General features: G+C 72.6%; 24 protein-coding genes. 9 read left to right on the plus strand and 15 right to left on the minus strand.

The window, feature by feature from the left end:
• Positions 1-71: 71 nt before the first annotated feature.
• The 8 genes from HF526_RS09160 to HF526_RS09195 are packed head-to-tail and all read right to left on the minus strand — an operon-like array spanning position 72 to position 10,156.
• On the minus strand, positions 72-1,157 hold the full coding sequence (locus HF526_RS09160; protein ID WP_169380914.1) for a DUF917 domain-containing protein: 1,086 nt from the start codon (positions 1,155-1,157) through the stop codon (positions 72-74).
• The gene (locus tag HF526_RS09165) at positions 1,144-2,712 is read right to left on the minus strand and encodes a hydantoinase/oxoprolinase N-terminal domain-containing protein (RefSeq protein ID WP_169380915.1); all 1,569 of its coding nucleotides are present in this window, start codon (positions 2,710-2,712) and stop codon (positions 1,144-1,146) included. The genes HF526_RS09160 and HF526_RS09165 overlap by 14 nt, the downstream gene beginning before the upstream one ends.
• A complete protein-coding gene (locus HF526_RS09170) occupies positions 2,712-3,743 on the minus strand; it encodes an LLM class flavin-dependent oxidoreductase (RefSeq protein WP_169380916.1) in 1,032 nt (343 codons plus the stop codon). The genes HF526_RS09165 and HF526_RS09170 overlap by 1 nt, the downstream gene beginning before the upstream one ends.
• Positions 3,740-6,049: a molybdopterin cofactor-binding domain-containing protein gene (locus HF526_RS09175; RefSeq protein WP_169380917.1), complete on the minus strand. Its 2,310-nt coding sequence runs from the start codon at positions 6,047-6,049 to the stop codon at positions 3,740-3,742. Before HF526_RS09175 ends, HF526_RS09170 begins: the two co-directional genes overlap by 4 nt.
• A complete protein-coding gene (locus HF526_RS09180; protein WP_169380918.1) occupies positions 6,046-6,519 on the minus strand; it encodes a (2Fe-2S)-binding protein in 474 nt (157 codons plus the stop codon). The genes HF526_RS09175 and HF526_RS09180 overlap by 4 nt, the downstream gene beginning before the upstream one ends.
• 7 nt (positions 6,520-6,526) lie before the next feature.
• Positions 6,527-7,429: an FAD binding domain-containing protein gene (locus HF526_RS09185; RefSeq protein WP_169380919.1), complete on the minus strand. Its 903-nt coding sequence runs from the start codon at positions 7,427-7,429 to the stop codon at positions 6,527-6,529.
• A gap of 47 nt (positions 7,430-7,476) precedes the next feature.
• Complete coding sequence (locus HF526_RS09190; RefSeq protein ID WP_169380920.1) at positions 7,477-9,033, minus strand: hydantoinase/oxoprolinase N-terminal domain-containing protein; 1,557 nt, start codon at positions 9,031-9,033, stop codon at positions 7,477-7,479.
• On the minus strand, positions 9,023-10,156 hold the full coding sequence (locus tag HF526_RS09195; RefSeq protein ID WP_169380921.1) for a DUF917 domain-containing protein: 1,134 nt from the start codon (positions 10,154-10,156) through the stop codon (positions 9,023-9,025). The genes HF526_RS09190 and HF526_RS09195 overlap by 11 nt, the downstream gene beginning before the upstream one ends.
• Positions 10,157-10,275: 119 nt before the next feature.
• Between HF526_RS09195 and HF526_RS09200 the strand changes: the two genes are divergently transcribed.
• The 6 genes from HF526_RS09200 (at position 10,276) to HF526_RS09225 (ending at position 17,517) form a co-directional block, all read left to right on the plus strand.
• The gene (locus tag HF526_RS09200; protein ID WP_169380922.1) at positions 10,276-11,772 is read left to right on the plus strand and encodes a helix-turn-helix domain-containing protein; all 1,497 of its coding nucleotides are present in this window, start codon (positions 10,276-10,278) and stop codon (positions 11,770-11,772) included.
• Between the two features lie 67 nt (positions 11,773-11,839).
• Positions 11,840-14,239 carry a xanthine dehydrogenase family protein molybdopterin-binding subunit gene (locus HF526_RS09205; protein WP_169380923.1) on the plus strand — a complete coding sequence of 800 codons (2,400 nt, stop codon included), beginning with the start codon at positions 11,840-11,842 and terminating at the stop codon, positions 14,237-14,239.
• Positions 14,236-15,078 (plus strand): FAD binding domain-containing protein, encoded by an 843-nt coding sequence (locus HF526_RS09210; RefSeq protein ID WP_169380924.1) that lies wholly within the window; start codon positions 14,236-14,238, stop codon positions 15,076-15,078. Before HF526_RS09205 ends, HF526_RS09210 begins: the two co-directional genes overlap by 4 nt.
• Complete coding sequence (locus tag HF526_RS09215) at positions 15,075-15,605, plus strand: (2Fe-2S)-binding protein (RefSeq protein WP_169380925.1); 531 nt, start codon at positions 15,075-15,077, stop codon at positions 15,603-15,605. The genes HF526_RS09210 and HF526_RS09215 overlap by 4 nt, the downstream gene beginning before the upstream one ends.
• Positions 15,606-15,633: 28 nt before the next feature.
• The gene (locus tag HF526_RS09220) at positions 15,634-16,575 is read left to right on the plus strand and encodes an MBL fold metallo-hydrolase (protein WP_169380926.1); all 942 of its coding nucleotides are present in this window, start codon (positions 15,634-15,636) and stop codon (positions 16,573-16,575) included.
• A 9-nt stretch (positions 16,576-16,584) separates the two neighbouring features.
• Positions 16,585-17,517 carry a fumarylacetoacetate hydrolase family protein gene (locus HF526_RS09225; RefSeq protein WP_169380927.1) on the plus strand — a complete coding sequence of 311 codons (933 nt, stop codon included), beginning with the start codon at positions 16,585-16,587 and terminating at the stop codon, positions 17,515-17,517.
• 33 nt (positions 17,518-17,550) lie between these two features.
• Here the strand turns inward: HF526_RS09225 and HF526_RS36860 are convergent, their stop codons facing one another.
• Complete coding sequence (locus HF526_RS36860; protein WP_338051377.1) at positions 17,551-18,243, minus strand: GntR family transcriptional regulator; 693 nt, start codon at positions 18,241-18,243, stop codon at positions 17,551-17,553.
• A 418-nt stretch (positions 18,244-18,661) separates the two neighbouring features.
• Between HF526_RS36860 and HF526_RS09235 the strand changes: the two genes are divergently transcribed.
• Positions 18,662-19,540, plus strand: a complete 879-nt coding sequence (locus HF526_RS09235) for a YceI family protein (RefSeq protein ID WP_211176979.1) — start codon at positions 18,662-18,664, stop codon at positions 19,538-19,540.
• A 59-nt stretch (positions 19,541-19,599) separates the two neighbouring features.
• On the opposite strand, the gene HF526_RS09240 is transcribed toward HF526_RS09235, so the two are convergent.
• The gene (locus HF526_RS09240; protein WP_169380929.1) at positions 19,600-21,021 is read right to left on the minus strand and encodes a GntP family permease; all 1,422 of its coding nucleotides are present in this window, start codon (positions 21,019-21,021) and stop codon (positions 19,600-19,602) included.
• A gap of 3 nt (positions 21,022-21,024) precedes the next feature.
• Positions 21,025-21,570 carry a gluconokinase gene (locus tag HF526_RS09245; RefSeq protein WP_211176980.1) on the minus strand — a complete coding sequence of 182 codons (546 nt, stop codon included), beginning with the start codon at positions 21,568-21,570 and terminating at the stop codon, positions 21,025-21,027.
• A 146-nt stretch (positions 21,571-21,716) separates the two neighbouring features.
• Here HF526_RS09245 and HF526_RS09250 point away from each other — a divergent pair, with 146 nt between their 5' ends.
• The gene (locus HF526_RS09250) at positions 21,717-22,424 is read left to right on the plus strand and encodes an FCD domain-containing protein (RefSeq protein WP_169380930.1); all 708 of its coding nucleotides are present in this window, start codon (positions 21,717-21,719) and stop codon (positions 22,422-22,424) included.
• Between the two features lie 16 nt (positions 22,425-22,440).
• On the opposite strand, the gene HF526_RS09255 is transcribed toward HF526_RS09250, so the two are convergent.
• Positions 22,441-22,965 (minus strand): Lrp/AsnC family transcriptional regulator, encoded by a 525-nt coding sequence (locus HF526_RS09255; protein ID WP_169380931.1) that lies wholly within the window; start codon positions 22,963-22,965, stop codon positions 22,441-22,443.
• A 67-nt stretch (positions 22,966-23,032) separates the two neighbouring features.
• Here HF526_RS09255 and ald point away from each other — a divergent pair, with 67 nt between their 5' ends.
• Positions 23,033-24,151, plus strand: coding sequence for an alanine dehydrogenase (ald, locus tag HF526_RS09260; RefSeq protein ID WP_169380932.1), 1,119 nt, complete (start codon positions 23,033-23,035; stop codon positions 24,149-24,151).
• Between the two features lie 19 nt (positions 24,152-24,170).
• On the opposite strand, the gene HF526_RS09265 is transcribed toward ald, so the two are convergent.
• The 3 genes from HF526_RS09265 to HF526_RS35230 all read right to left on the minus strand — a co-directional run bounded on the left by HF526_RS09265 (position 24,171) and on the right by HF526_RS35230 (position 26,173).
• Positions 24,171-24,596: a hypothetical protein gene (locus HF526_RS09265; protein ID WP_211176981.1), complete on the minus strand. Its 426-nt coding sequence runs from the start codon at positions 24,594-24,596 to the stop codon at positions 24,171-24,173.
• Between the two features lie 518 nt (positions 24,597-25,114).
• Positions 25,115-25,546: an Hsp20/alpha crystallin family protein gene (locus tag HF526_RS09270; protein ID WP_169380933.1), complete on the minus strand. Its 432-nt coding sequence runs from the start codon at positions 25,544-25,546 to the stop codon at positions 25,115-25,117.
• Between the two features lie 327 nt (positions 25,547-25,873).
• Positions 25,874-26,173, minus strand: coding sequence for a DinB/UmuC family translesion DNA polymerase (locus HF526_RS35230; RefSeq protein WP_476705396.1), 300 nt, complete (start codon positions 26,171-26,173; stop codon positions 25,874-25,876).
• Positions 26,174-26,218: the final 45 nt, after the last annotated feature.

A 26,218-nucleotide genomic window follows, 5' to 3' on the forward strand; every position in this document is an offset into this window, starting at 1 on the left:
CATGCTGCCGGTGGAGGCACCGGCCTGCGCCGGTACCGGCACCCCGGGGCACCGGTACCGGCGCAGCGGCTTCAGCGCACTGCCATGCGCTCCTCGATCGGCACGAAGTCGAAGTCGTAGCCGAAGTAGCGCGGGCCGACGACCTCGAGCCCGGCCGGGGTCCGCCACCGCGGATCGCACGGCGCGGCGACGACCGTGACCCGGAACCCGTAGCGCAGGTCCTCGGTGGTGATCGGCTGGCCGGTCTCGGAGTCCAGGACCATGATCAGGTCCGGGACCGAGGCGAGCATCTCGCCGTCGCGCTCGGCGACCAGATGCTCGTTCTGCGTCTGCAGGCGCAGCATGGCGCCGGCGTCGTCGCCCAGGCCCTCGATGCGGACCTCGGCGCGGGCGAAGCCGCCCTCGGTCCGGCGGTGCACGTCGACGACCTTGCCGGCGAACAGCTGGACCCCACCGAGGTACTTCGGGACCACCGCTGCCGGGTCGCCGTGCGCCTCCCGGGCCTCCCGCACGAGCCGGCCCAGCTCCTCGGCCGTCCGCAGGGTGTTCGGGATCGTGCAGTCCCGCAGCCGCGCGGCGGCCAGCGGGTACAGCCCGATCAGGGCGGCGCAGCCCATGTCGATCGTCTGCGACCGCGCGAGGCGCTCGGTCCACCGGTTGTCGATCGCATCGATGATCGAGGCGTTGCCCTTGTCGTCGGCGATCGACATCGGCGCCGCCTTGCCACCGAACAGCGTGGGCATGCACATCTGCAGTTCGGGGAACGCGCGGCCCATCAGGTCCGCGTCGATCACCGGCAGCCGCTCCCGCGCCGCCAGGCAGAACGGGATCATCGAGTTCAGCCCGCCGATCTCGATCGGCATGGTATGCGTCGCCCGCCGGCCCAGGTGGTGCTCGAGCTTGCGGAACGCGGTCACGACCTCGTCGCCGCTGGGGAGCTTCTCCACCATCACGGTGGGGGCCCCCATCATCGCCGACGGGATCACGAACGCGTCGTCGGACACCTCGTCGAGGTCGACGACCTCCACCGGCCCGTGCTCGCGGATCGCGTCGCGGGCCAGCAGCATGCCGATGTAGGGGTCTCCGCCGCCGCCGGTGCCGAGGATGCCGGCGCCGAGGGCGATGTCGGTGAGCTGCCGCTCGTCAACGAGTCGCAACGGTCTTCCTTCCGAGCTGGAGATCTCCCACGGCCTTCACCCTGATCCGGACCGCGTTGCCGGGCACGTAGGCGAGCGCCAGCTCCTCCTGGTCGACGACCCGGACCGAGTCCGGCACCGCACCCGCGGCCACCGCCCGCTCGGCGGCGAGTTCCCGCGCCTGTTCCAGCGCCGCGTCCCGGGACAGCTGCGGGCCGACCGAGAACATCTGGTCCACCTCGCCGCCGACCTGCGCGATCGCGGCTCCGATCGCGTTCGCGACCGCGTGGTGCTCGGGGCGCACCAGCCGGGCGGCGCCCGGCAGGGTGTCGCCGAGCAGGATGCTGCCGCCGCCGACGACCACCACGGGGATGGGGTCCGAGGTGGTCTTCATCCGGTCCACCGCCTCGGCGATCCGGGCCTCGATGCTCTCCAGCGCACGGCGCACCAGAGCCGGGTCCACGCCGGCGACCCGGCTCGTGTCGCCGACCTCGGCCCGGCCCCCGGCCACCGCGATGTCCGTCGCGGTCAGCGTGTCCCCGCCGAAGACACGGCCGAGCTGGGGCAGCCGGTAGCCGACGCTCTCCGGTCCGACCACGGGGTCGGCGTCGGAGCGCACGTAGCTGCCGCCGCCGATACCGAGCGGGAGCACGTCGGGCATGCGGAAGTTCGTCCGCACCCCGCCGACCTCGATCGTCGACTTGGCCTCACGGGGGAAGCCGTTGACGAGCATGCCGATGTCGGAGGTGGTGCCGCCGATGTCGACGACCGCGCAGTCCTGCAACCCGGAGAGCAGCGCCGCCCCGCGCATCGAGTTCGTCGGCCCGGAGGCGAACGTCGAGACGGGGTAGCGCTCCGCCTGCTCGACGGTCATCAGCGTGCCGTCGTTCTGGCTGATGTACATCGGGGCGTCGATGCCCGACTCGTGCAGCGCGGCGCGGAACGCGTCGGTGATGTGCACGGCCAGTTCGGCCAGGCTCGCGTTCATGATCGTCGCGTTCTCGCGTTCGAGCAGCCCCATCCGGCCGAGCTCGGCGGACCGGCTGATCGCCACGTCCGGCACGGTCTCCCGGATGATCTCCTCGGCGCGCCGCTCGAGATCGTCGTTGATCGGGGAGAACACCGACGAGATCGCGACGGCACGCAGGCCCTTCGCCGCGATGTCGTCGGCCACCCGCTTGAGCTCGCCGCCGTCGAGCGGCGCGATCTCGCGGCCGTCGAACTCGTGGCCGCCGTGGCACAGGTAGACGTGCTGCCCCACGGCCGCGCGCAGCCGGTCCGGCCAGTCGATCAGCGGCGGCAGCGCGCGGGTGGCGGGCAGCCCGAGCCGGACGCTCGCGACCTCCAGCAGCCGGCGCGCCTCCACCACGGCGTTCGTGAAGTGCGTGGTGCCGATCATGACGGTCTCGATGGACTCCGGCGCGACCCCGCTCTGCCCGAGCAGGCTGCGCAGGCCGGCGAGGATGCCGGTGGTGACGTCGGCGGAGGTCGGGCTCTTGACCTCCGCCAGCACCCGGTCACCGTCCATCAGCACCGCGTCGGTGTTGGTGCCTCCGACGTCGATCCCGATCCGCATCAGGCCCCCGCCCGGTGCCGGACCTTCGGCAGCACCTCGCGGGAGGTGAGCTCCACGACCTCCTTGACGCGGTCGGCGGCCACCGGGGCCAGCGCCACCGAGTCCGAGCCCGCGTCGATCAGGGCCTGGATCTTCGCCGCGCACTCGTCCGGGTCCCCGGCGACCACGAGGTCCTCGACCCACTGGTCGGGCATCTCGCGCATGATCAGCTCGGCGGGGTTGTCGCCGCCGCGCTGGTACATGTCCCACAGCTCGTCGCCGATGCCGTAGACGTCGGTGAGCCCGGACTTCGGCACCGCCGCGAGGTAGAAGGCGGCCACGGTGCGCGCCTCCGCCTTGGCCTTCGCGCCGTCCGGGTCGACCGAGTACAGGGCGTAGGTGGCGACACGGTGGTGCTCGCCGGTCCGGCCGGCCTTGGCCTGGCCCTCGGCGACCCGCTCGCGCAGCCAGCCCAGGTACTTCGTGCCGGCGAGCACGGAGACCAGCGTGGCGTCGGCGACCTCGCCGGACAGGTTCAGCATCTTCGGGCCGATCACGCCCATGTAGATCGGCAGCTTCGTCGCGGCCGGGTGCACCAGCTGGATCTTGTCGAACGAGTAGACCTTGCCCTGGAAGGTGACCTCCTCGCCGTCGAGCAGCCGGCGCACGTTGGTCACGGTCTCACGCATCGCGGTGTAGGGCGACTTGGGCATGGCGCCCATCTGCTCCACCCAGTGCGGGACGCCCAGGCCGATGCCGGGCCAGACCCGCCCGGGGTACATGCGGTCGATCGTCGCGAGCTCCATGGCCAGCGCCGCAGGGTGGCGCGCCATCGCCGACACGACGCCGACGCCGACCTTGATCTCGCTGGTCGCACCCAGCGCCGCCATCGCGCCGGAGATGCCGCCGTAGAAGAAGTAGTCCTCCGGGATCCACAGCTCGCCGAAGCCCTCCCGCTCGGCCAGCGTCGAGATCTCCGGGATCAGCTCGGGCTGGACCTGGCTGGAGACGAGCAGGCCGACGGGGGAGCCGTCAGTTGCGGGGGTGGTCATCGCGTTGTTCCTTTCGCGGGGCTCTCGGACTCCTCGCGCAGTGCCGCCAGGACGTCGAAGGGGGTGATGGGCAGAGAGCGGATCGGCTTGCCGATCGCGTCGGAGACCGCACTGGCGATCACCGCGGCGACCGGGATGAGCGAGGGCTCGCCGGCGCCCTTCGCCCCGTACGGGCCGTCGGGCCACGGGTTGTCCAGCAGTGCGATGTCGATCGGCGGTGCCTCGAACGCCGTCGGCAGCCGGTAGTTCTCCAGGCTGTGGTCCACGGTCACGCCGTCGGCCACGCGCAGGTCCTCGTAGAGCGCGTACCCCACACCCTGCAGCACGCCGCCGTGGATCTGGCCCTCGACCTGCTGGGGGTTGATCGCGCGGCCCACGTCCTGGGCGACGACGTAGCGCAGGATCGTCACCTTGCCGGTGTCGGGGTCGACCTCCACCTCGGCGGAGTGCACGTGGTAGGTCGGGGTGGCGAACCCGGTGAACAGCGCCCCGGTGAGGCAGCCCGAGTCGAACTGCACCGGCGGGGTGATGTGCCGGCCGGTGGCCGAGATCGGGCCCGCGGTGTAGAGCGCGGTCTGGGCCACCGCGGCCAGCGGGACCTTCGCGCCCGGCGATCCGGTCACCTGGACGTGCCCGTCGGCGAGCTCGAGGTCGGCCGGGTTGGCCTCGAGCAGGTTCGCGGCCACCTCGAGGAGCTGCTCGCGGACCTGCGCGCTGGCCTGCACGGCCGCGTTGCCCAGGGAGAACAGCGTCCGGCTGCCCTGGGCGCCGCCGTCGTAGGTCCCGGCGTCGGTGTCCGCGGCCAGGATGATCACGTCGTCCGGGGTCAGCCCGAGCTCCTCGGCCACGATCTGGCGCAGCCCGGCGGCCACCGCGCCGGTGCCGATCTCGGCACCGGCACAGATCACCCCGGCGGTGCCGTCCTCGTTGATCTTGACGGTGGCGCCGCCCGGCCCCGGGTTGGTCAGCCAGGTCACCGCGCCGATGCCCTTGCCGCGCAACCCCCTCGGGTTGCCGGACGGGGCCTGGGCGGCCCACGGGGCGATCTGCTCGACCTTCGCGAAGCCCTCCTCGAAGACCGCATCGTCGAGGACCTGGCCGTTGGCGATGGCCTCGCCGGCCTTGACCACGTTGCGCAGCCGCAGCTCCCGGCGGTCCATGCCGAGCTTCGCCGCGATGTGGTCGAGGTGCTGCTCGAGGGCGAACATCGCGTACGGGCCGTTGACACCGCGGAACGCCGCCGTCGGGGCGGTGTTCGTGTAGACGACCCGGGTGCGGTAGCGGGCCACCGGCACCCGGTAGGTGCCGCCGAACACCAGCCCCGGCACCGCCGCGCACGCGACGATCTCGCCGCTGTACGCACCGTTGTCGGCGATCGTGTCGGCCTCCTGGGCGAGGATCTCGCCGTTCGCGGAGACCGCGGTCCGGATGCGGATCTTCGCGTTCTCCCGCGGCCCGGCGGTCTGCAGCTCCTCGGCCCGGGTGTTGACCAGCCGCACCGCGCGGCCGGTCCTGCGCGCGAGCACGCAGACGAACGGCTCGAGCATCGCGTCGATCTTGCCGCCGAAGCCGCCGCCGATCGTGGTGACGACGACGCGGACCTTGGAGGGAGCGATGCCGAGCCACTCGGCGAGCCGGTCGCGGACCAGGAACGGGAACTGCGCCGGGCTGTGCACGACGTAGCGGCCGCCCTCGAACCGGCCCACCGCGGCGTGCGGCTCGATCGGGGACTGGTGCTGGCGCTGGGTGCTGAACTCGTCCTCCACCACGAGGTGCGCAGCGGCGAACGCGGCGTCCACGTCGCCGCGGTCCAGCGTGGACTCCCAGGCGACGTTGCCCGAGCGGGGCCCGGGCGCCAGCATCTGGTACGACTCCCAGGCCGGGTGGATCAGCCGGGCGCCCTCGGCGAGCGCGGCGTCCATGTCGGTCAGCGCTTCCAGGGGGTCGATCTCCAGTTCGATCGCGGCCACCGCGGCCTCGGCCTGCGCGAGCGTGTCCGCGGCCACCGCGGCGATCGGCTCGCCGATGTAGCGGACCTCCTCGCGGGCGAACATCGGCTGGTCCTTGAGGATCCAGCCCGAGGTGGTGTCCGGGACGTCGGCGGCCGTGATGATCGCCCGAACCCCGGGCAGCGCGGCCGCCCGCGCGGTGTCGAGCCGCCGGATCCGGCCCGCGGGCACCGGCGAGCGCAGCAGCTTGGCCTGCAGCGTGCCGGTCTGGCCGTAGTCCATGCCGTACACGGCGGCGCCGCGCACCTTGTCGTCGCCGTCGGCGCGGCGGGCGTTGGTCCCGACCACGCGCGTCACGACCGGCCCCCGTTCGCCCCGGCGACGGCCAGCGCCGCCTCGACGATCTTGTGGTAGCCGGTGCAGCGGCAGATGTTGCCGGCCAGCGACTCCTTGATCGCGGCCTCGTCCGGGGTGGCGTTGCGCTCGAACAGCGCGGTGAGCGACATCAGGATGCCGGGTGTGCAGGCGCCGCACTGCACGCCGCCGTGCTCGAGCAGGGCGTCCTGCAGCGGGTTGAGCGGGCCGTCCGGGTCCGCGAGGCCCTCGACGGTGCGCACGGCTCGGCCCTGCGCCAGCGCGACCGGGGTCAGGCAGGACACGGCGGGCCGGTCGTCGACGAGCACGGTGCAGGCGCCGCAGCGGCCCTCGGCACAGCCCGGCTTGGCACCGGTGAGACCGAGCCGGCTGCGCAGTACCGACAACAGCGGGGTCATGTCCGGCGCGTCGACCTCGACGGGCCGTTCGTTCAGTGTGAACGCGTGGGGCATCGGTTGCTCACTTCTGCTGGTCGTCGGCGGTGGTGAGGGTGGCTGCGGCGCGGCGGGCCAGCGCAGGCAGCACGGCGAGGCGGTACCAGCCGGGGGCGTCGAGGCCCTCGCGGGCGGTGCACTCGTCCGCGGCGGCCTGGCCTGCCCGCTCGGCGGCCGCGTCGTCCAGCGCAGCGCCGACCAGCACCGCGGCGGCCGCGTCGGACAGCCGGGCGATCTCCTCGACGCCGCCGACGCCGACCCGGGCGGCAGCCACGGTCGCGCCCTCGATGTCCACCGACAGCGCCACCGATGCGATCGCGTACTCGCCGCCGCCGCGGACGGTCAGCCGTTCGAACGCGGAACGCCGGGCCGCCGGGGTGGGGACGACGATGCGGGCGATCAGCTCGCCGGCGAGGCGCTCGCGCCGGGAGGCGAGATGGCCGGCGAGGTCCTCGGTCCGCTCCCCGTCGGGGCCGGCCACGACGACGCGGGCCTCGGCGGCCAGCAGCGCCGGCACCAGGTCGGCCTCCGGGAACCCGACAGCGGCGATGTTGCCGCCGACGGTCGCGACGCTGCGTACCGCGGGGAAGGCGGAACGCCGGGCCGCCTCGATCAGCCCGGCCAGTGCGGGGGGAGCGTCGAGGGCCGCGAGCTCGTCGTGGGTCACCATCGCGCCGATCTCGACCGCGTCGTCACCGGTCCGGATACCGTGCAGCTCCGCGAGACCGTCGAGGGCGACGTAGACCCGGGCGACCGGCGCGCCGCGCAGCGGCGCCCGCATCACCCAGGTGCCGCCGGCCAGCGGGGCGCCGTCCGTGCCGAGCTCGGCCAGCTCGCGTATCGCGTCCGCGAGCGACGCCGGCCGGCGCACCTCGGACCGGGTGATCGCACCCGGGTCGGTCCGCCGGGGTGGACTTGCTGTTGTCATGGCGTGTCGTCCTCCTTGTCGCACGTCGTGGGAGCTCGGCCGCGGTCTCAGACGAACCGCAGGGTCCCGGCGGCTTTGACCCTGATCCGCACCGCGGGATCGGTGAGGTAGGCGAGCGGGACCTCCTCGACGTCGACGATCTCGGTGCACTCGGGGTCAGCACCGGCCCGTACCGCCTGTAGCCGGGCGCTCTCGCAGGCTTCGGCGATCGCCGCGGTCCGGCCGCCGGCCCCGAAGCGCGCGATCCGCTCGATCTGGCCGCTCACCAGCCCGATGGCGGCACCGATCGCGTTCGCGACCTCGTGGTCGGGCGGACGGTGCACCTCGCTGACCCCGGGGACGTCGTCGGGCACCAGGAACCCGCCACCACCGACCACGACCAGGGGCTGGTCCCCGGGCACGACCTTCGCCCGGTCGATCGCCTCGGCGAGCATCGCGTCGGAGCAGGCGAGCGCCTGGGCGAGCGCGGGGTGGTGCCGGGGGTGCGGCGCGCAGTGGCCGACCTCGACCCGCCCCGCGGCCACCGCGGCGTCGGTCAGCGTCTGCGTGGAGCCGCCGAACACGAGCGCCGACTCGGCCAGCCGGTAACCCACGCTCTGCGGTCCGACGCGGACCGGCCGGTCTCCGCCGGACACGATCGTGCCGCCGCCGAGCGGCAGCGTGACCAGGGCCGGCATCCGGAAGTTCGTCCGGACGCCGGCGATGCCCACGGACTCGTTGGACTCCCCGGGGAAGCCGTTCACCATGGCCCCCACCTCGGTGGAGGTGCCGCCGACGTCGGCGACCAGGGCGTCGCGCAGGCTGCTGACGTGGGCCGCTCCGCGCATGCTGTTGGCGGGCCCGCAGCCGATCGTCAGCACCGGGTAGCGCAGCGCGTACTCGAGCTCCATCAGCGTGCCGTCGTTCTGCGCGAAGTAGCGGGCCGGCCGCAGACCGTGCTGCTCCAGCGCGTCACCGAACGAGTGTGCGACGGTGTGTGCGACCCCCACCAGCGCGGCGTTGAGCACTGTGGCGTTCTCGCGCTCGATCAGGCCGATGCTGCCGATCTCGTGGCTGAGTGAGACGTGCACGTCACCCAGCACAGCGCGCGCGATCGCCTCGGCCGCGAGTTCGTGGCGGTCGGAGACGGCGGGGAAGACGCTGGTGACGGCCACCGCCTGCGCCCGGCCGGCGACGGAGTCGAAGAACCGGGCGGTCGCGTCCGCGTCGAACGGGGCGATCTCGGTGCCGTCGAACTCCATGCCCCCGGCGACGACGGTCGCGCCGACCGCCACCGCTGCCCGCAGGTCCGCCGGGAAGGTCGCCAGCGGCGGGACCGCGAGGGTTGCCGGGCCGCCGATCCGCAGCACGGCGACCCGGCGCAACCCGTCGCGGGCGAGCAGCGCGTTGGTGGCGTGGGTGGTGCCGAGCATCGCGTGCGTGATGCGGTCGCGGCCCTCGCCGAGCCCGTCGAGGACCGCCTCGATGGCCGCGGCGATGCCGGCGGTCACATCGGGTGTCGTCGGTGCCTTGGCCTTGGCCAGCAGCACGTCGGCACGGTCCACGACGACGGCGTCGGTGTTCGTGCCGCCGACGTCGATCCCCAGGCGCAGGTCAGCTCGCATGCAGGCCCCCGGTGTCGACGGGAGTGTAGGGGAAGCGGAGCCCGAACGCGGCCGGGCCGGCGGCCGCCAGTCCCGCCGGGGTTCGCCACACCTGCGGGCCGGGGAAGGCGATGACGCCGACCCGCTGCCCGTAGCGCAGCCGCTCGGTCACGATCGCCTCGCCGGTGCGGGCATCGAGCACGGTGATGATGTCCGGCACGCAGGCCCGGACCTCGCCGTCCTCGAGCGCGGCGAGGTTCTCGTTCTGGATCTCCAGGCGGAGCAGCCTGCCCTCGCCGGCGGCGTCCTCGATGATCGCCGAACCGCGGACGAACCCGCCGGAGGTCTCCCGCTCGACGTCGATGATCTTGCCGCGGATCAGCTCCACCGCGGCCAGTTCGCCGACCACGGTGTCGATCGGGGCGGCGCCGGCGCGCGTCATCGCGGCGCCGAGTTCGAGCGCCCGGGAGACCGACCCGGGGACGGTCGCGCGGCGCGCGGTCGCCACGTCCATCAGGTACAGCGCGGCGACGGCGGCGCCGCCGAAGGCCGCGGTCGACGAGCGCAGCAGCCGTTCGGTCCACTCGACGCTGCCGGCCCGGATGACCAGGGTGTTCAACCGCTCGTCGGCCATCACGCACGGGCTCGAGGGAACCCCGGCGAGGTTCATGGTCATCTGCGGCATGGTCGGGAAGGCGCGGCCCATGCCGTCCGCGTCGACGTAGGGCAGTTCCTGCCGGGCCGCCCAGGTCAGCGGGATGAGCCCGTTCGCGCCGCCGATCTCGAAGGGCATGATCGCCGCGACGGGCCGGCCGGTCAGGGCCTCCACCTCGTCGGCGAGCCGGCCGCCCTCACCGCCGTTCTCGAGTTTCTCGATCGCGATGGTCGGCGCACCGACGAGCCCGCACGGCATGACGAGGCCGTCGTCGGCGAGGTCGTCGAGGCCGACGAGCCGCACCGGACCGTGCTGCCGGATCGCCTCGCGCGCCATGAGGACGCCGACCAGGGGATCGCCGCCGCCCCCGGCGCCCATGACCGCGCAGCCGCGCGCGAGGGCCGGGAGATCGTCGATGTCGATCGATCCCCGGTCGGCTCGCGCGGCGGGGGTTCCGCTGTCGCGGCCCCGCTCCTGGCGTTGGGTCATGGTGGCTCCGCTCCTCGGCCGCAAGTATGTGTCGCCCATCCGTGTCGGTCTTTGGGCGGTCCGCCACTGAACACGCGAGTTCTTGTGCATCATGCACCGCGACTCGATACTTCAGCGCCGTGGACTCCTTGCAGGCGTTGCTGGACGCGCCGGACCTGCGCCTGCTGCTGCGGCGCCTCGCGGGTCCGGACTCCGACGCCCCGGTGCGCCGGATCGCCCTCGTCGAGGACCTCGGTCGGCTCGGCGACCTCGAGGAGGCCACGCTCGCGGTCCTGACGCACGCCGCGTCGCAGGACGCCGTGAGTTACCGGCTCGACGTCGCGCTGCGCACGGTGGGTTCGCGCGACATCAGTGCCGTCGTGCTCACCGACGGGCGCGAGGGCATCGCCCCGACGGCCGCCGCGCTCGCCCGCCGGGTCTCGGTCGCCGTCCTGCGGACGCGCGCCGACTGCGACCTGGCCGCGCTGCTGCTGGCCCTGCACCGCGAACTGGCGGGCGGCCCCGAGGTGGCGCTCGCGCGGATCCGGGCGGCGCTGCGCGCCCTCGAGGGCGGCACCGCCGACGCCGCCACCCCCGAGGGCCTGCTGCGCGCCGCGACGCGCGCGCTCGGCGCGCCCGTCGAGCTGCGCGACCCCGGGCCGGCCGACATCGCCGCGCCGGTCGTCGTCTCCGACGAGATCGAGGCGATGGTGAGCGCTCCGCGCGGAGACGGCCACGCCGAGGACGCGGCGGACGCCGTCGTGCACCTGGCCGCGGCCGCCGTCGCCCGGGCCCGCGCCGCCGCCCGCCAGGCCGAGGACGCGCCGATCCGTTCCCGCGGCGAGCTGATCTCCGAGTTCGTGCTCGCGCGCCCGGACCACGGCGACCGGCTGCTGGAGCGCATGCGGGCGGCCGGCCTGACCATCGACGGCTGGCACACCGCGATCCTGATCGACATCGAGAACCTCCCCGCCCTCGCGGCGGAGGACGAACTGGTCTCGCTGCGCATCACCGACCGGGTCGCGACGCTCGGCCTGGAGGCCGCCCGCGCCACCGGTGGTGTCTGGCACCGGGCCCGGATCGGGTCCGGGCTGCTGCTGACCCGGATGGAGCGCCACGACCTGGGCAGCCGCGGCGGTCGCGACGTCGCGCACGCCGCCGCGCAGATCCTGCGGCGCATCCTCTCCCGGCTCCCGGAGATCGCGCTGGTGTGTGGTGTCGGCAGCACCCACGTCGGCGCCACCGGCCTGCGGACGACGCTGGCCGAGGCCCGCGCCGCGCTGGCCGCCGGGCACGCGGGGCGCCGGATCAACGTGCCGACGAGCTTCGACGAGGTCGGGCTGCAGCGGACGCTGATCGAATGGTTCGCCTCCGACAGCGCGCGCGAGGCCGTCGACTCACTGCTGCGCCCGCTCGACGACCTCGGCCCCCAGAAGAGCCGGACCGCGCTGCAGACCCTGCGCGTCTACCTGGACAACCAGGGCTCGACCACCCGTGCGGCGGCCGTGCTGCACCTGCACCGCAACGCGATCGCCTATCGGGTGCGGCGGATCTTCGAGCTGCTCGACGTCGACCCGGAGGATCCGGACGCCGTGCTGATGCTGCAGCTCGCGTGCCGGGCCCGCTCGCTGGGATGAACGGGCCCTTGTCCTGCCCCCGAAAAATCTATAGATTTCGCGGGTCCTCCAACGAAGGCGGGTCCGTATGACCGAGATCGTCGCTCCGCAGGTGGATACAACCCCCTCGCCGGTTCCGGCAGCACCGCCGATCGAGCAGATCCGCCGCAAGGACGGCGACCTCGTCCTGACCGGACGGGGCGGATACCTCGACGACGTCGTGCTCCCGGGCACCCTGCACGCCGCCGTCTTGCGCAGCCCGCATCCGCACGCGCGGATCCGCGGGATCGACACCTCGGCGGCCGACGACCGGCCGGGCGTTCGGCTGGTGCTGACCGGTCAGGAGGCCCGCGACGCCGCGGGGATCATCCCGCACTTCTTCGATCCGGCGCTGGTCGGCGGCAGGACCGCCGATTTCCGCTGCCTCGCCGTCGACACCGTCGGCTACGAGGGGGAGCCGGTCGCGGCGGTGGTCGCGGAGACCGTGCACGACGCCCAGGCGGCACTCGACGCGGTCGTCGTGGACTACGAGCCGCTGCCCTTCGTGCTGGACGCCGACGAGGCCCTCGCCCCGGAGGCCCCCACGCTCTTCGAGGGCTGGGACGACAACGTGCTCATCCGGCTGCCGTTCGCCGAGGGCGACGCGGCCGCCGTGCTCGCCTCGGCTCCGCACGTCCTCGACGGCGAGATCCACATCGCCCGGTACCAGACCGCCCCCATGGAGACTCGCGGCTACCTGGCCTCGTGGGGCCCCGACGGCCGGCTGACCTTCTACGCCTCGACCCAGAACCCGCATCCACTGCGGTCGCATCTGGCCGAGATCCTCGACGTGCCGGAGTCGTCGGTGCGGGTCGTCGCCACCCGGCTCGGTGGGGGCTTCGGTCACAAGTTCCACGGCTACCCCGAGGAATCCCTGGTCTGTCTGCTGGCCCGCATGGTGGGCGCACCGGTGAAGTGGGTGGAGAGCCGCGAGGAGTGCATGCTCGTCGGCGCCCGCGAGTTCGTGCACCGCTTCACGGTCGCCTTCGACGACGACGGGCGCATCCTCGCGCTGCGGGACCGGATTCTCGCCAACGTCGGGGCACTCGGCGCGAGCGGCGGGTGGGGGATGGCCTTCGTGGCCGGCATGGCCTTTCCGGGGCCGTACCGGATCACCGACTACGACGTCGAGTCGGTCGCCGTCGTCACCCACAAGCCACCGTGGAACGGCGCCCGCGGCTACGGCAAGGAGTCCGCCGCGCTGGCCATCGAGCGGATCGTGGATCTCGTCGCGGCCGAACTGTCGCTCGACCCCGCCGGCGTCCGCCGGCGCAACTTCATCCCGCCCGAGGAGTTCCCGTACTGGACCGCGGTCAAGCACCTCGACAGCGGGCGGTACGCCGCCACCTTGGATCACGCCCTCGAACTGGCCGGCTACGACGACCTCCGCCGCGAACAGGCCCGGGATCGCGCGACAGGCCGGCTCGTCGGTGTCGGGATCGGCTTCGAGCTCACGCCCGAGGGCGGGGACTTCTCCGGTGCGCTGCTGCGCGGTTTCGACACCTCGACGGTCCGGATGGACCCCAGCGGCCGGGCCACGGTGCTCACCGGCGTCACGAGCCCCGGCACCGGCAACGAGACCGCGATCGCCCAGCTGGTCGCGGCCGAGCTGGGCATGTCGCCCGGCGACGTGACGGTCATCCAGGGCGACACCGATCTGTGCCCCTACGGGTACGGCAACTTCAGCAGCCGGTCGCTGACCGTCGGCGGCGCGGCCGCGGTGCTCGCCGCCCGCGACGTCCGCAACACCCTGGCCCGTGCCGCCGGGGTGTTGCTGGAGACGGCACCGGAGAAGATCGTCTTTGCCGGCGGCCGGGTCGCGGCGCCGGAACGCTCGATGAGCATCCGGGACCTGGCCGGCGCGGTCTTCCGGCGCACCGTCGCGGTGGCCGGCCTCGACGACGCCCAGCTCGAGTCGACCCGGACCTACACCCCCGCCAACGTGCACAACCTCCCCGACGAGCAGGGGAGATGGTCGCCCTACCCGTCGTTTCCCTATTCGGCGCACATAGCGGTCGTGGAGATCGATCCCGGCACTGGCGTGGTGACGCTGCGCGGCTACTCCGGGGTGCACGACTGCGGCACGATCATCAACCCGGTGCTCGTGGAGAGCCAGTTCCTCGGCGCGATCGCGATGGGCATCGGCGGCGCGCTGTGGGAGGAGCTGCCCTACGGCCCCGACGGGCGGCTGCGGGCGCGGACGTTCAAGCAGTACCTGATGCCGCGGGCGCCCGACCTGCCGTGGATCCGCACCGGTCACGAGGTGACTCCGTCGCCGTTCGCCCTGCTCGGGATGAAGGGCAGTGGGGAGAGCGGAACGGCCGGCGCGGTCGCCTCGGTCGCGAACGCGGTCAACGATGCACTGTCACCCCTCGGGGTGTCCGTCCACCGGATGCCGCTGAGCGCTCCGCGGATCCTCGCGGCGATCAGAAAGGCAGGCCGGCGATGATCCGATCACCTCTCACCCACCACGCGCCCGAGCGCCTCGACGCCGCTGCCGCGTTGCTCGCCGAGCACGGCGGATCGGCGGCCGTGCTCGGCGGTGGGACGGTGCTGGTCCCCGCCATGGTGCGCGGGGACCAGACCTACGGCCACGTCGTCGACCTGAGGAAACTGGGACTGGCCGGCGTGCGGATCGAGGACGGCTGGGCCGAGATCGGTGCGATGACGACCTACTCGGACCTCCTCGCCGCCCGTGGGCTCGCCGGGTCGGCCGTGGTGCTGCGCACGGCCGCGGCGGGGATCACCGGCGGCACCCAGCTACGCAACCAGGGCACCGTCGGCGGTTCTGCCGCCTACGCGAATCCGGCCTCCGACATCCCGGGCTGCCTGGTGGCCGTGGATGCCGTGCTGCGGCTGCACGGCCCGGAAGGGCGGCGCGACGTGCCGGCCGGCGAGTTCTTCCGCGGCGCCTTCAGTACCGCACTGCGGCCGGACGAGATGGTGACGGCGATCCGGGTGCCGCTGCGGCCCGCCCGGACCGGCTACTACAAGCTCAAGCTGGCCGAGAGCAGCTGGCCGATCGCCACCGCCGCCGCCACGGTCGACGATGCGGGTGCGGTGATCACGTTGGGCGCGGTCAGTGGCCGTCCGATCAGGATCGATGCCACGTCCGTGATCGCCGCCGGAGGCCTGCCCCTCGACGACGGCGAGTTCGACGAGCTCGTGCGGTCGCACATCGACGACCCGTGGGAGGACGAGTTGGCCCCCGCGTCCTACCGGCTGGACGTGGCCGCCGTGGTCGCCCGCAGGGCCCTGGCACAGACCGGGAACGGTGAACGGCGATGAGCGTCGCAGAAACCCCTGACCCCACCGGTACCGCTCCGGCCCGGCGCCTGACCCTCACGGTGAACGGCCGGCCGCGGGAGGTGAGCTGCGAGGACCGGCAGCTCCTGGTCGAGGTGATCCGGGAGCAGCTGAACCTCAAGGGAACCCACGTCGGCTGCCTGAACGGGGACTGCGGGGCCTGCACGGTGGAGCTCGACGGCCGGATCGTCAAGTCCTGCCTGCTGCTCGCGGCCAGTGCCGAGGGTGCGGAGATCACCACCGTGGACGCCATGGGATCTCCCGGGGACCTCAGCCCGATCCAGGAGGCGTTCTGGGACAACGACGGATTCCAATGTGGCTTCTGCCTGCCCGGCCACCTGTTCGCGGCGCGCGAGCTGATCCGTTCCCATCCCGACCCCAGCGACGACGAGATCCGCCAGGCGATCGCCGGCAACCTCTGCCGTTGCACCGGCTACCAGCGCATCGTCGCGTCCATCCGCGACGCGGCGGCCCGGGTCCGCGGCTGCGCCGCGGCTGGAGAATCCTGACGATGTCACCGATGAGGAGGAGGTCACGATGAGCACGTCCGCTCCGCCGCCGGGAGTCGCCATCACCGACGCGCGCCTGCAGGAGGTGGCGGAGAACGTCTTCGCCTACATCCAGCCCGACGGCACCTGGTGGATCAACAACACCGGTTTCCTCGTCGGCCGGACCGGGGTCGTCAGCGTCGACGCGTGTTCCACCGAGGCCCGGACCCGCGCCTACCTCGACACGATCGCCACGGTCAGCGACCAGCCGGTGCGGACGCTGATCAACACCCACCACCACGGCGACCACACCTTCGGCAACTACCTGTTCCGCGGCGCCACGATCGTCGGTCACGAGCGGATCCGGGAGGAGATGCTGGCCTTCGGCCCGCCGCGTTCGGCCCCGTTCTGGCAGGACGTGGACTGGGGCGACGTCGAGCTCGCCCCGCCGTTCCTGACCTACACCGATCAGGTGTCGGTCTGGGTCGACGACGTGCGCTGCGAGCTGCGCCACGTCGGCACGCCCGCGCACACCACCAACGACTCGATCCTCTGGGTGCCCGAGCAGTCGGTGCTGTTCACCGGCGACCTGCTGTTCAACGGCGGCACCCCGTTCCTGCTGATGGGCTCGATCGCGGGTGCGATCGAGGCCGTCGAGGGTCTGAAGCAGTACCCGGCCACGACGATCGTGCCCGGACACGGTGAGGTCGGGGGGCCCGAGATCATCGACCCGGTCCTGGACTACCTGCGCTTCGTCAGCGACACCGCCCGGGAGGCGAAGGCCGCCGGCCTGTCCCCGCTCGACGCGGCCCGGCAGGCCGACCTCGGACGGTTCGCCGATCTGCTCGATGCGGAGCGCATCGTCGGCAACCTGCACCGCGCCTACGCCGAGCTCGACGGCGCCGAGCGCGGGGCCCGGATCGATCTGGCCGCCGCGCTGGCCGACATGGTGACCTACAACGGCGGCAAGCCGCTGACCTGCTACGCCTGAGGACGGACGATGCGCTGGGTCACCTATCTCTCCCCGGCCGACGGGCAGCAGCACATCGGCCTCGTGCGCGGCGGGGCCGTGGCCGGGCTCCGCGGTCGGGACCGGCTGCTGGACCTGTTCGGTGACGACGGCGAGCGGCTCGCCGAGGCCGCCCGGTCGATCGAGTCCGACCCGCTGGAGGTGATCCCGGAGGCCGACGCGACGCTCTGCGCGCCCGTCCCGGTGCCCCCGTCGATCCGCGATTTCATGGCCTTCGAGGAGCACGTGGTCACCTCGATGGCCGCGCTGGGAAGGACCGTCGATCCGGTCTGGTACGAGATCCCGGTCTTCTACTTCACCAACCCCGCGGCGGTGCGCGGCCCGTGCGACGACGTCGAGATCTCGCCGGGCTCCACGCAGTTCGACTACGAACTGGAGGCCGCGGCGATCATCGGCAGGCCCGGGGCGAACATCCGGGTGGAGGACGCCGAGTCGCACATCGCGGGCTACACGATCCTGTGCGACTGGAGCGCCCGTGACCTGCAGGATCACGAGATGCGCCAAGGCCTCGGCCCGGCGAAGGGCAAGGACGGAGCGACGAGCCTTGGCCCCTACCTGGTGACCCCCGACGAGCTGGCCGACCACCGCGGCGGCAACGCCTTCGACCTGCCGATGACCGCCACGGTCAACGGCCGCCGCTACAGCGCCGGGAACCTGGCCGACCTGCACTGGTCGTTCGCCCAGATGATCTCCTACGCCTCCCGGGGAACGACCCTGCGCCCGGGCGACGTCATCGGCTCCGGCACGGTGGGGACCGGCTGCATCCTCGAACTCTCCCGGGTGCACGGCGAGCAGGCGTACCCCTGGCTGTCGCCGGGGGACGAGGTCGTCCTGGAGATCGAACGGCTGGGGGCCGTCCGGTCCCGGATCCTGCATGCGCCCGAGGTCGTCCCGTTGCGTTGACGGATCCGGTCCTGCCCGGCCGGCAACGCGACCTCAATCGGGCAGCACATGGGCGATGGCGTTCTGGGTACGCGTCATGTGCGCCTGCATCGCCGCGGAGGCGGCGTCGGGATCGAGCGCCTGGCAGGCCTCCAGGATGGTCTGGTGCTCCGCGCTCACCGCGGTGTGCCCGCCCCGCGCGTCGAGCGAGAGCCGCCGGAACCGGCTGGACTGCTCGGCCAGCAGCGACGTGAACTGCTGCAGCCACCGGGAACCGCAGTTGTCCAGCAGGGCCTTGTGGAAGGCCAGGTGCCGCCGTTCATAGGTCGCGTACTCCGCTGCGCTCATGTCCTGGAAGGGGCGAACGAGGGCGTCGGCCATGGCCTGGTGAGCCGTGTTCACCGCCTCCATCCACTCCGGGGTCGCCCGGGCGAGCGACCGCCGCAGGGCCAGCGGCTCCAGCAGGGCCCGGATCTCGTACACGTCGACCATCTCGGCCTGTGACAGCTCGGCGACCCGGGCGCCGCGCTGTGGCGAGTAGGTGACCAGCCCCTCGCCGGCCAGCCGGGCCAACGACTCGCGGACCGGTGTCGGGCTCGTGGAGAACCGTTCGGCGAGCTGGACCGCGCGCAGCTTCTCGCCGGGCGCGAACTCGTGGAACAGGATGGCCTCGCGCAGCATGTCCGTGATCCGGTCGACCCGAGGCCGAGCGTCTGCCTCGTGGGGACCTGACGGCGGAGCAGCCACCTGATGACTCTAGACCGCGGGTGCCGAGCACTCTCTCGACCTGCCCCGCAGGGCCGCCGTGAGGCGCTGCGCTGAGTCCGCGGCCGTGACGCGGCGCCTCCGGCAGGGTCGTGGCCTGATCGTCGCGTTCGTGCGGATTGATTACGGAGGGCGACTATCGGCCGCTAACGCGTCATCGCTCACCCCAGCTGCGTGGTACGAATGGGGGGCCGTCGTTACTGTCAGGTTGTCCCTGCGCTCCCCGGCGGGGCGGTCCGCCCCAGGTGCTGCCCACCCGGGGCGCCGTGGTGGAGTGCCCCGCCACGGCTGGCCGGGGCCTCCGGCCCGCGCCAGCGGGTGCCAGGGCGCCCCGCAGGCGGGGACCGTCTGAGGGTGGTGAATCGATCGCGGCCGATGACTGAATGGAGCTGTTTTGGGGATGCTGGGCTTCCTGCGACGAGGTGACCGGGCCGGACGCGGGGTCGATGCCGGGCGCAACGCCCTGATCCCGATCCCGCTCACCGGGGGGCTGCTCAGCGGCCAGGTCTGTGACGTCGAGGGGCGGCCCCTGGCCGGCGCCGTGATCTCGGTGTTCGACCGGTCCACCCGCCGCGTGGCCCATGTCGACAGCGACGCGTACGGCTTGTTCGCCGCCGCCGTCGCACCCGGAGAGCACCGGATCCGAGCCGAGGCCGGCGGCTTCCAGGCCGTCGACAACGTGGTCGAGGTCCAGTGGGGCAGGCACGCCGAGGTCGGCCGGCTGACACTGCGGCCCGACATCACAGCGGCCCCGCCTGCAGCGGGGATCTACGACATCGACCCGGACCACACCTCGATCCGTTTCGTGGCTCGGCACATCGCGATGTCCCGGGTGTTCGGCCGGTTCAACCGGTTCCGCGGTCAGATCCAGATCGCTGAACCGTTCGAGGACTCCCACGTCGACGTCGTCATCGATGCGGCCAGCGTCGACACCCAGATCGCGCAGCGGGACGCCCACCTGCGCTCGGCCGACTTCCTCGACGTCGAGCGGTTCCCGTGGCTGCGGTTCTCCAGCACCCGGTTCTCCGGCCGGGGCGGCAACAAGTGGCTCATCGACGGCGAGCTCACCCTGCACGGCCTGACCAGCGATGTGCAGCTGAACACGACGTTCCTGGGCATGCAGGAATGGAACGGCACGCGGGCCGGCGCGATCGCGCGGACCGAGTTGCACCGCGAGCACTTCACGCTGAACTGGACACAGGCCCTCGCGCACGGGTTGCCCGTGATCGGTTCCACGATCGAGATCACGCTGGACGTGCAGGCCATCGTGAAGACCTGATCACCGCCGGTGCGGTCCGGCGTGCGGTGCCCGGGCGGGCGGCCCGGGCACCGCACCGGCTACACCAGCAGGCCGAGCAGCAGCACGAACACCAGGCCCACCACGGAGACGACCGTCTCCATCAGCGACCAGGTCTTGATGTTCTGCCCGACACTCAGCCCGAAGTACTCCTTGACCAGCCAGAACCCCGCGTCGTTGACGTGGGAGAAGAACAGCGAGCCGGCGCCGATCGCCAGCACCAGCAACGACGTCTGGCCGGGGTCGAGGTGCGCCACGAGCGGTGCGAGGATGCCCGATGCGGTCACGGTGGCGACCGTCGCCGAGCCGGTGGCCAGGCGGATCGCGACGGCGACGAGCCAGGCCAGCAGCAGCACCGACGCCCCACTGCCCTCGACCCAGCCCGCGATCAGATCGCCGATCTTGGTGTCGACCAGGGTCTGCTTGAACCCGCCGCCGGCCGCGACGACGAGTAGGATGCCGGCGATCGGGGGCAGCGCCTGCTCGAGCGAGGCGGCGACGGCCTTGGTGCCCATGGCGGCTCCGCCGCCGAGGGTGAACATCGCGACGACCACGGCGATGAGCAGGGCGATCAGCGGGGTGCCGAGGAAGTCCAGCGCCGTGCGGGCGAGATGGCCCTCGGTCGCGAAGATGTCGGCGAGCGCCTTGCCCATCATCAGCACGACCGGCAGCAGCACGGTCGCGATGGTGATCGTGAAGGACGGCCGCCGCACGGTCCGCGTCTCCAGCGCGGTCGCGGCACCCGGGCCCGCGCCCGGCCTCTCGTCAGCGACCTGCGAGGCCGCGAACAGCGCCGGCGCCCCGACGTCGACCCAGCGCGCCGCGTAGCGGGCGAACAGCGGTCCGGCGATCGCGACGGTCGGTACCGCGACGAGCACGCCGAGGGCCAGCGTGATCCCCAGGTTGGCCTTCAGGGCGTCGACCGCCACGAGCGGGCCCGGGTGTGGCGGGACCAGGCCGTGCATCGCCGACAGCCCGGCCAGCGCGGGGATCCCGACCCGGATCAGGGAGAGCCCGGACCGCCGGGCCACCAGGAAGATCACCGGCATCAGCAGCACCAGGCCGATCTCGAAGAACATCGGCAGCCCGATCAACGCGCCGACCACGGCCATCGCCCAGGGCAGGGCGCGGGTGCTCGAGCGGCCGATGATGGTGTCGACGATCTGGTCGGCGCCACCGGAGTCGGCCAGCAGTTTTCCGAACATCGCGCCGAGCGCGATCAGCGTGCCGACGCCGGCCGCGGTGTCGCCGAAGCCCTTGGTGAAGCTGTCGACGGCCGTGGCTACCGGTAGGCCGGCGATCGCGGCGACGACCAGTGAGCCGAGGGTCAGCCCGAGGAACGGGTGCACGCTGTACCGGGTGATCAGCAGGACGATCAGGGCGATGCCGATGAGCGCCGCGGCGAGCAGTCGCGGGCCGGAGGCGGTGGCCGCCTGGGCCAGCGCGAACGTGGCGGTGGACATGGCTCAGGCCCCCTGCGCGAGGGGGCGCCCGTCGGCGGCCACGTAGCCGAGGTAGCTCTCGACGAGGTCGTCGACGGACAGGCCCAGGTCGAGCGTGACGCCGGGCTCGTCGGGCTGCAGCGGCTCGAGGGTGTGGAACTGGGAGGCCACGAGTGCCGCCGGCATGAAGTGGCCGGGGCGGCCGGCGACCCGGCGCGCGACGAGGGCGGGGCTGCCGGCGAGGTGCACGAACGCGACCGTGGGCGCCGATCCGCGCAGGACGTCGCGATAGGCGCGCTTGAGCGCCGAGCAACTCAGGACGCCGCCGGTCTGCGCGTGGCCGGCGAGCCAGGCGCCGACCGCGCGCAGCCAGGGCATCCGGTCGGCGTCGTCGAGGGGGCGCCCGGCCGACATCTTGGCGATGTTGGCGGCCGGGTGGAAGTCGTCGGCGTCGGTGAAGGGCACCCGCAGCCGCTGGGCCAGTGCGGCGCCGACCGTGGTCTTGCCCGAGCCGGACACGCCCATGACGGTCAGCAGCGGCGGGGGTGCCGGGAGTGGGTGGACGGGCATCGTTGCAGTCCTCTCATGAGCGCCGGTCCGGATGAGGTGAGGGGAGCGTGCGTCAAAAGTATGACTATTGCAAGACTGAATCGATATAGATAGTACTATTCGAGCGTCTGCGGCCTGGCTGGGTGGAAAGGTGCGAGGATTCGGGCGTGACGGCGACCCCGGGTGGCTCAGGACTGCATGCCGGCGTGCTCGACGGCCTGGGCCGGCTGCTCGCCGCCGGCGAGCTCGCCGAGGGCCGGGTACTGCGCACCGACGAGCTGGAGAACCGCTTCGGGGTCTCTCGCACCGTGGTCCGCGAGGCGATCCGGGTGCTGGAGTCCATGGGCATGGTGACCAGCCGGCGCCGGGTCGGGGTGACCGTGGCGCCCCGGGCGCAGTGGAACGTCTACGACCCCCGCATCATCCGGTGGCGGCTGGAGGGGGACGGCCGCGCCGACCAGCTCCGGTCCCTGTCCGAGCTGCGCGGCGGGGTCGAACCGATGGCCGCGGCGCTCGCCGCCCGCCGTGCGACCCCCGAGCAGTGCGGTGCGCTGACCGGCGCGGTCATGGAGATGGCCGTGCACGGCCGCTCCGGGGACCTGCAGGCCTACCTCGAGGCCGACGTCCGGTTCCACCGGACGTTGCTGGAGGCCTCTGGCAACGAGATGCTCGCCGCGCTCGTCGACGTCGTGGCCGAGGTGCTCGCCGGACGCACCCGCCACGATCTGATGCCGCCTCATCCCGAACCCGCCGCGATCCGGCTGCACGCCGACGTCGCGCAGGCTGTGCAGGCCGGAGACGTCGCAGCGGCGGAACGGGCGATGCGCGACATCGTCACGGAGGCTGCCCAGGCGATACTCCGCGACCGGCCCTGACCAGGGCCTCGATCCGTCAGGCGCTGCGCCCGGCCGCCCGGATGTGCTCGAAGATCAGGCTCGTCTCGGTGTTCGCGACGTCGGGGTGGCGGCTGAGCTGCTCGGCCACGAACCAGCGCAGCTCATCGGTGCTGGAGGTGGCCACGTGGATCAGATAGTCGTTGGCGCCGGCGACGAAGTAGACGTCGAGGACCTCCGGCAATGCGCTGATGCGGGCCACGAACTGGGCCATGTTGCTGCGCGCATGTGCCTGCAGTCGGACCGCGATCATCGCCTCCAGGTCGTGGCCGACGGCCCGGGGATCGATGTCGGCGTGGAAGCCGCGGATCACGCCGCGTTCGCGCAGCGCCCGGACCCGGGCGAGGCAGGTCGAGGGGGCGATGCCCACCTGCTCGGCGAGCGCGTTGTTCGGGATGCGGGCGTCGGTGGCGAGCGCGCGCAGGATCGCGCGGTCGGTGTCGTCCAGGGCGGGTGTGACGGGCCGAACATCCTGCGGTGGACGGCCCCGCGATCGGATCGATTTCGAACTGTCGGGCTTCATCGCGGCAGTTTACCGAACATGCTGCGGAATTGTTGCGGCAGATCCGCATAATCTTCATGCTTGCCGTATGCGAATCGGAGTTCCTTGCGAGGTCAAGAACCACGAGTACCGCGTCGCGCTGACCCCGGCGGGTGCCCACGAGCTCGCCAGCTCGGGCCATCAGGTGCTCATCGAGCAGGGTGCCGGGGAAGGCAGCTCGATCACCGACGAGGAGTTCGTCGCCGCGGGTGCGACCATCGTTCCCACCGCAGACGAGGTCTGGGCGCAATCGGAGCTGCTGCTGAAGGTGAAGGAGCCCGTCGAGTCGGAGTACCACCGTCTCCGCCGCGACCAGGTGCTCTTCACCTACCTGCACCTGGCCGCGTCGCGCGCCTGCACCGAGGCACTGCTCGCCGCCGGGACCACGTCGATCGCCTACGAGACGGTGCAGTTGGCGGACGGGTCGCTGCCGCTGCTCGCCCCGATGAGCGAGGTCGCCGGCAGACTGGCCCCGCAGGCCGGTGCGGCGCACCTGATGCGCGCGGCGGGCGGGCGCGGGGTGCTGCTCGGCGGTGTCCCGGGTGTCAAGCCCGCCGAGGTGGTGATCCTCGGCGGTGGGGTGGCCGGGCAGAACGCTGCGGCCGTCGCCGTCGGGATGGGTGCCGACGTCACCGTGCTCGACCTCAGCATCCCGAAGCTCCGCGAGATCGACGCCCGGTTCGGCGGCCGGGTCCGCACGATCGCGTCGAGCCGGCTCGCCGTCGAGCGCGCGGTCACCGAGGCCGACCTCGTGATCGGCGCGGTTCTCGTGCCCGGTGCCCGCGCGCCGAAGCTCGTCGGCAACGATCTCGTGGCCGCGATGCGGCCCGGTTCGGTGCTCGTCGACATCGCCATCGACCAGGGCGGTTGCTTCGCCGACTCGCGGCCGACGACGCACGCCGACCCCACCTACGTCGTGCACCGGTCGACGTTCTACTGCGTGGCGAACATGCCCGGCGCGGTGCCGCACACCTCCACCTACGCCCTCACCAATGCCACGCTGCCCTACGTCACCCGCCTCGCCGACGCCGGCTGGCAGCGGGCACTGGCCGCCGATCCCGCCCTGGCCCGCGGCCTGAGCACGCACGACGGCGAGCTGGTCAGCCGCGAGGTCGCCGAGGCCCACGGGCTGCCCGGCCGCGACGCCGCCCGGCTGCCCGCGGCCTGACCCTGAGGACCGCCGACGGTCACGTCCTGTCGGCGGGGGGCTGTGGTTGCACGGCGTGGATTCGCGACTGCGCGGCGAGGACGGGGAACGGCGTGAAGCCGAGATCGACCTCGGCGGTGTCCCCGCCGTTGCCGCGCGGACCCGAGTAACGGGCCTCGACGAGCCCGGCGGCGCCGGTGGCGTCGAGGTGGGAGAGCAGTTGCGCCAGCTGGACCGGCGCCTCGGTCGGCTGTTGCGAGCACTGGACGATGGTGCGGTTGAGGATGCCGACGTCCCAGCCGCCCGGGGTGCCGCTGCCCGCCGGCACGGCGACGTTGACGTAGAACAGCCAGTGGGCGGGTTTGCCGGCGAGCCGGGGCGTCTGGTGGGTACCGATGCCGACGATCTGATCGGCGCGGACCAGGCCGTCGCTGGCGGTCGCGATCCAGACGTTGTGCAGGGCCATCATCACTCCGGGTTCGCAGGGGACGGCTGTGGTGGCGGGTCGGCCGGGCAGCCGTACACGGAGCGGGGCCCGGCACCGCGCCGGGCCCCGCCGTCAGGGAGAAACTCTTGTCGATGTGATGTTCGCCGGTCGATCCAGACGATCACCTCCGTCCGTGGTGCGGCTTCCTGGCTGATGTGAGGACGGCGATCCGGGTGTGCCCCGCGGCGGGGACCGCTCGTAGGGCCCGGGCGGGGGCCCGGGAACGCCGGGTGACGCGACGAGCCGGTGCGGCCCCGGGAGTCCGGCCGGGACCGGCAGCCGGGCGCAGCGAACGCCGACCCGCGGCGGTGGCGAGCAGGGAACCGGATGGTCGGCGACGGGCCAGCCGGCGGCGACGATCGCGTCGAACTCCTGCCGGAGCCAGTCGGCATCATTGCAGATGATCTCGGCGAACTGCTCGGTTTCCGGGCCTGATGCGGACCGTCCGTGCGGTGTTGGTGCAGGCATGGTCGTCACTCCAGCCGGTCGCCCGCGGGTCAGGCGTCGATCTGCTGTACCCCGGACCCGCCCCCGATCTGGATCTTGCGAGGCTTGGCCTGCGGGGCGATCGGGATGCGCAGGGTCAGCACGCCGGAGTCGTAGGTCGCGTCGATCTTGTCGGCGTCGAGGGTGTCGCCGAGGAACAGCTGCCGGGTGAACACCCCGCGCGGGCGCTCCGCGACCTGCATCTCGACGTCGTCGGGGAGCTGCCCGTCGCGCGTGGCCCGGACGGTGAGGACGTTGCGCTCGACGTCGAGATCGATCGAGCCGGGGTCGACGCCGGGGATGTCGAACTGCACGACGAACTGCTCGCCTTGGCGGAAAGCGTCCATCGGCATGACGGCCGGTCGCGCCGCGGTACCGGTCGTGCTGAACAGCTGCTGACTCAGTCGGTCCAGTTCCCGGAACGGGTCGGTACGCATCAGCATCGCGGATCTCTCCCTTCTGAGGCTCGGACTGCGATGCCACCTGCAGCGTGGAGCTGTGCCCGAAAGTATGGGCGACATGCATCAGTAGATGCAAGAGTTCTGTAGTCATCAGTGTAGAAATTTTGAGGCCCATGCACGTCAGGAGAGCCTGTGCAACACAGCGCGGGGCCACCTCGTGACCTACGCCGGTGACGGCACCTCGGTGCGCACCGGGCCGGGGGGCTGCTCGTCGAGGATGTCGCGCCGGCCGAGCGCCACATCACGGTCAACCCGAGTGCCGACGGGCCGTGGCGGCTGCACATCGTGCAGCCGCCCGGACGGCGCCGGTCACTCCGAGAATTTCGCACGCACCCCGAGCAGGCGCACCGGCCGGTCGCGGTCGAACCGCTCGAGCACCTCCGGTGCGGCCGCCTCCAGGTGAGCGGCGTCGCTGGTCGGGGCGTCCAGCGTCGGGCTGTGGGTGCGCGTGAGGAAAGGCACGAACCGCACCTTCACGCCCACCCGGACGGCCGGGCGCCCGTCGGCCACGACGTCGGCGGCGACCCGGCGGGCGAGCGTGGCGACCTCGGTGACGGCGGCGATGAACTGGTCGAGGTCGACGTGCAGCACCCAGCGCGCCGAGGACACGACCGCAGTGTGCCGGGAATTGCCGCGATTGATGGAGCCCGATCC

This window comes from Pseudonocardia acidicola (assembly GCF_012911935.1).
In the GTDB taxonomy this organism is placed as follows: Bacteria; Actinomycetota; Actinomycetes; order Mycobacteriales; family Pseudonocardiaceae; genus Pseudonocardia; species Pseudonocardia acidicola.

Bases quoted from the DNA above. Each gene is read 5' to 3' on its own strand.
- HF526_RS09165 (WP_169380915.1), bottom strand. From the start codon at position 2,712: ATGCGGATCGGGATCGACGTCGGAGGCACCAACACCGACGCGGTGCTG.
- HF526_RS09170 (WP_169380916.1), bottom strand. From the start codon at position 3,743: ATGACCACCCCCGCAACTGACGGCTCCCCCGTCGGCCTGCTCGTCTCC.
- HF526_RS09180 (WP_169380918.1), bottom strand. From the start codon at position 6,519: ATGCCCCACGCGTTCACACTGAACGAACGGCCCGTCGAGGTCGACGCG.
- HF526_RS09185 (WP_169380919.1), bottom strand. From the start codon at position 7,429: ATGACAACAGCAAGTCCACCCCGGCGGACCGACCCGGGTGCGATCACC.
- HF526_RS09190 (WP_169380920.1), bottom strand. From the start codon at position 9,033: ATGCGAGCTGACCTGCGCCTGGGGATCGACGTCGGCGGCACGAACACC.
- HF526_RS09195 (WP_169380921.1), bottom strand. From the start codon at position 10,156: ATGACCCAACGCCAGGAGCGGGGCCGCGACAGCGGAACCCCCGCCGCG.
- HF526_RS09205 (WP_169380923.1), top strand. From the start codon at position 11,840: ATGACCGAGATCGTCGCTCCGCAGGTGGATACAACCCCCTCGCCGGTT.
- HF526_RS09210 (WP_169380924.1), top strand. From the start codon at position 14,236: ATGATCCGATCACCTCTCACCCACCACGCGCCCGAGCGCCTCGACGCC.
- HF526_RS09215 (WP_169380925.1), top strand. From the start codon at position 15,075: ATGAGCGTCGCAGAAACCCCTGACCCCACCGGTACCGCTCCGGCCCGG.
- HF526_RS09220 (WP_169380926.1), top strand. From the start codon at position 15,634: ATGAGCACGTCCGCTCCGCCGCCGGGAGTCGCCATCACCGACGCGCGC.
- HF526_RS09225 (WP_169380927.1), top strand. From the start codon at position 16,585: ATGCGCTGGGTCACCTATCTCTCCCCGGCCGACGGGCAGCAGCACATC.
- HF526_RS09235 (WP_211176979.1), top strand. From the start codon at position 18,662: ATGCTGGGCTTCCTGCGACGAGGTGACCGGGCCGGACGCGGGGTCGAT.
- HF526_RS09240 (WP_169380929.1), bottom strand. From the start codon at position 21,021: ATGTCCACCGCCACGTTCGCGCTGGCCCAGGCGGCCACCGCCTCCGGC.
- HF526_RS09245 (WP_211176980.1), bottom strand. From the start codon at position 21,570: ATGCCCGTCCACCCACTCCCGGCACCCCCGCCGCTGCTGACCGTCATG.
- HF526_RS09255 (WP_169380931.1), bottom strand. From the start codon at position 22,965: ATGAAGCCCGACAGTTCGAAATCGATCCGATCGCGGGGCCGTCCACCG.
- ald (WP_169380932.1), top strand. From the start codon at position 23,033: ATGCGAATCGGAGTTCCTTGCGAGGTCAAGAACCACGAGTACCGCGTC.
- HF526_RS09265 (WP_211176981.1), bottom strand. From the start codon at position 24,596: ATGGCCCTGCACAACGTCTGGATCGCGACCGCCAGCGACGGCCTGGTC.
- HF526_RS09270 (WP_169380933.1), bottom strand. From the start codon at position 25,546: ATGCTGATGCGTACCGACCCGTTCCGGGAACTGGACCGACTGAGTCAG.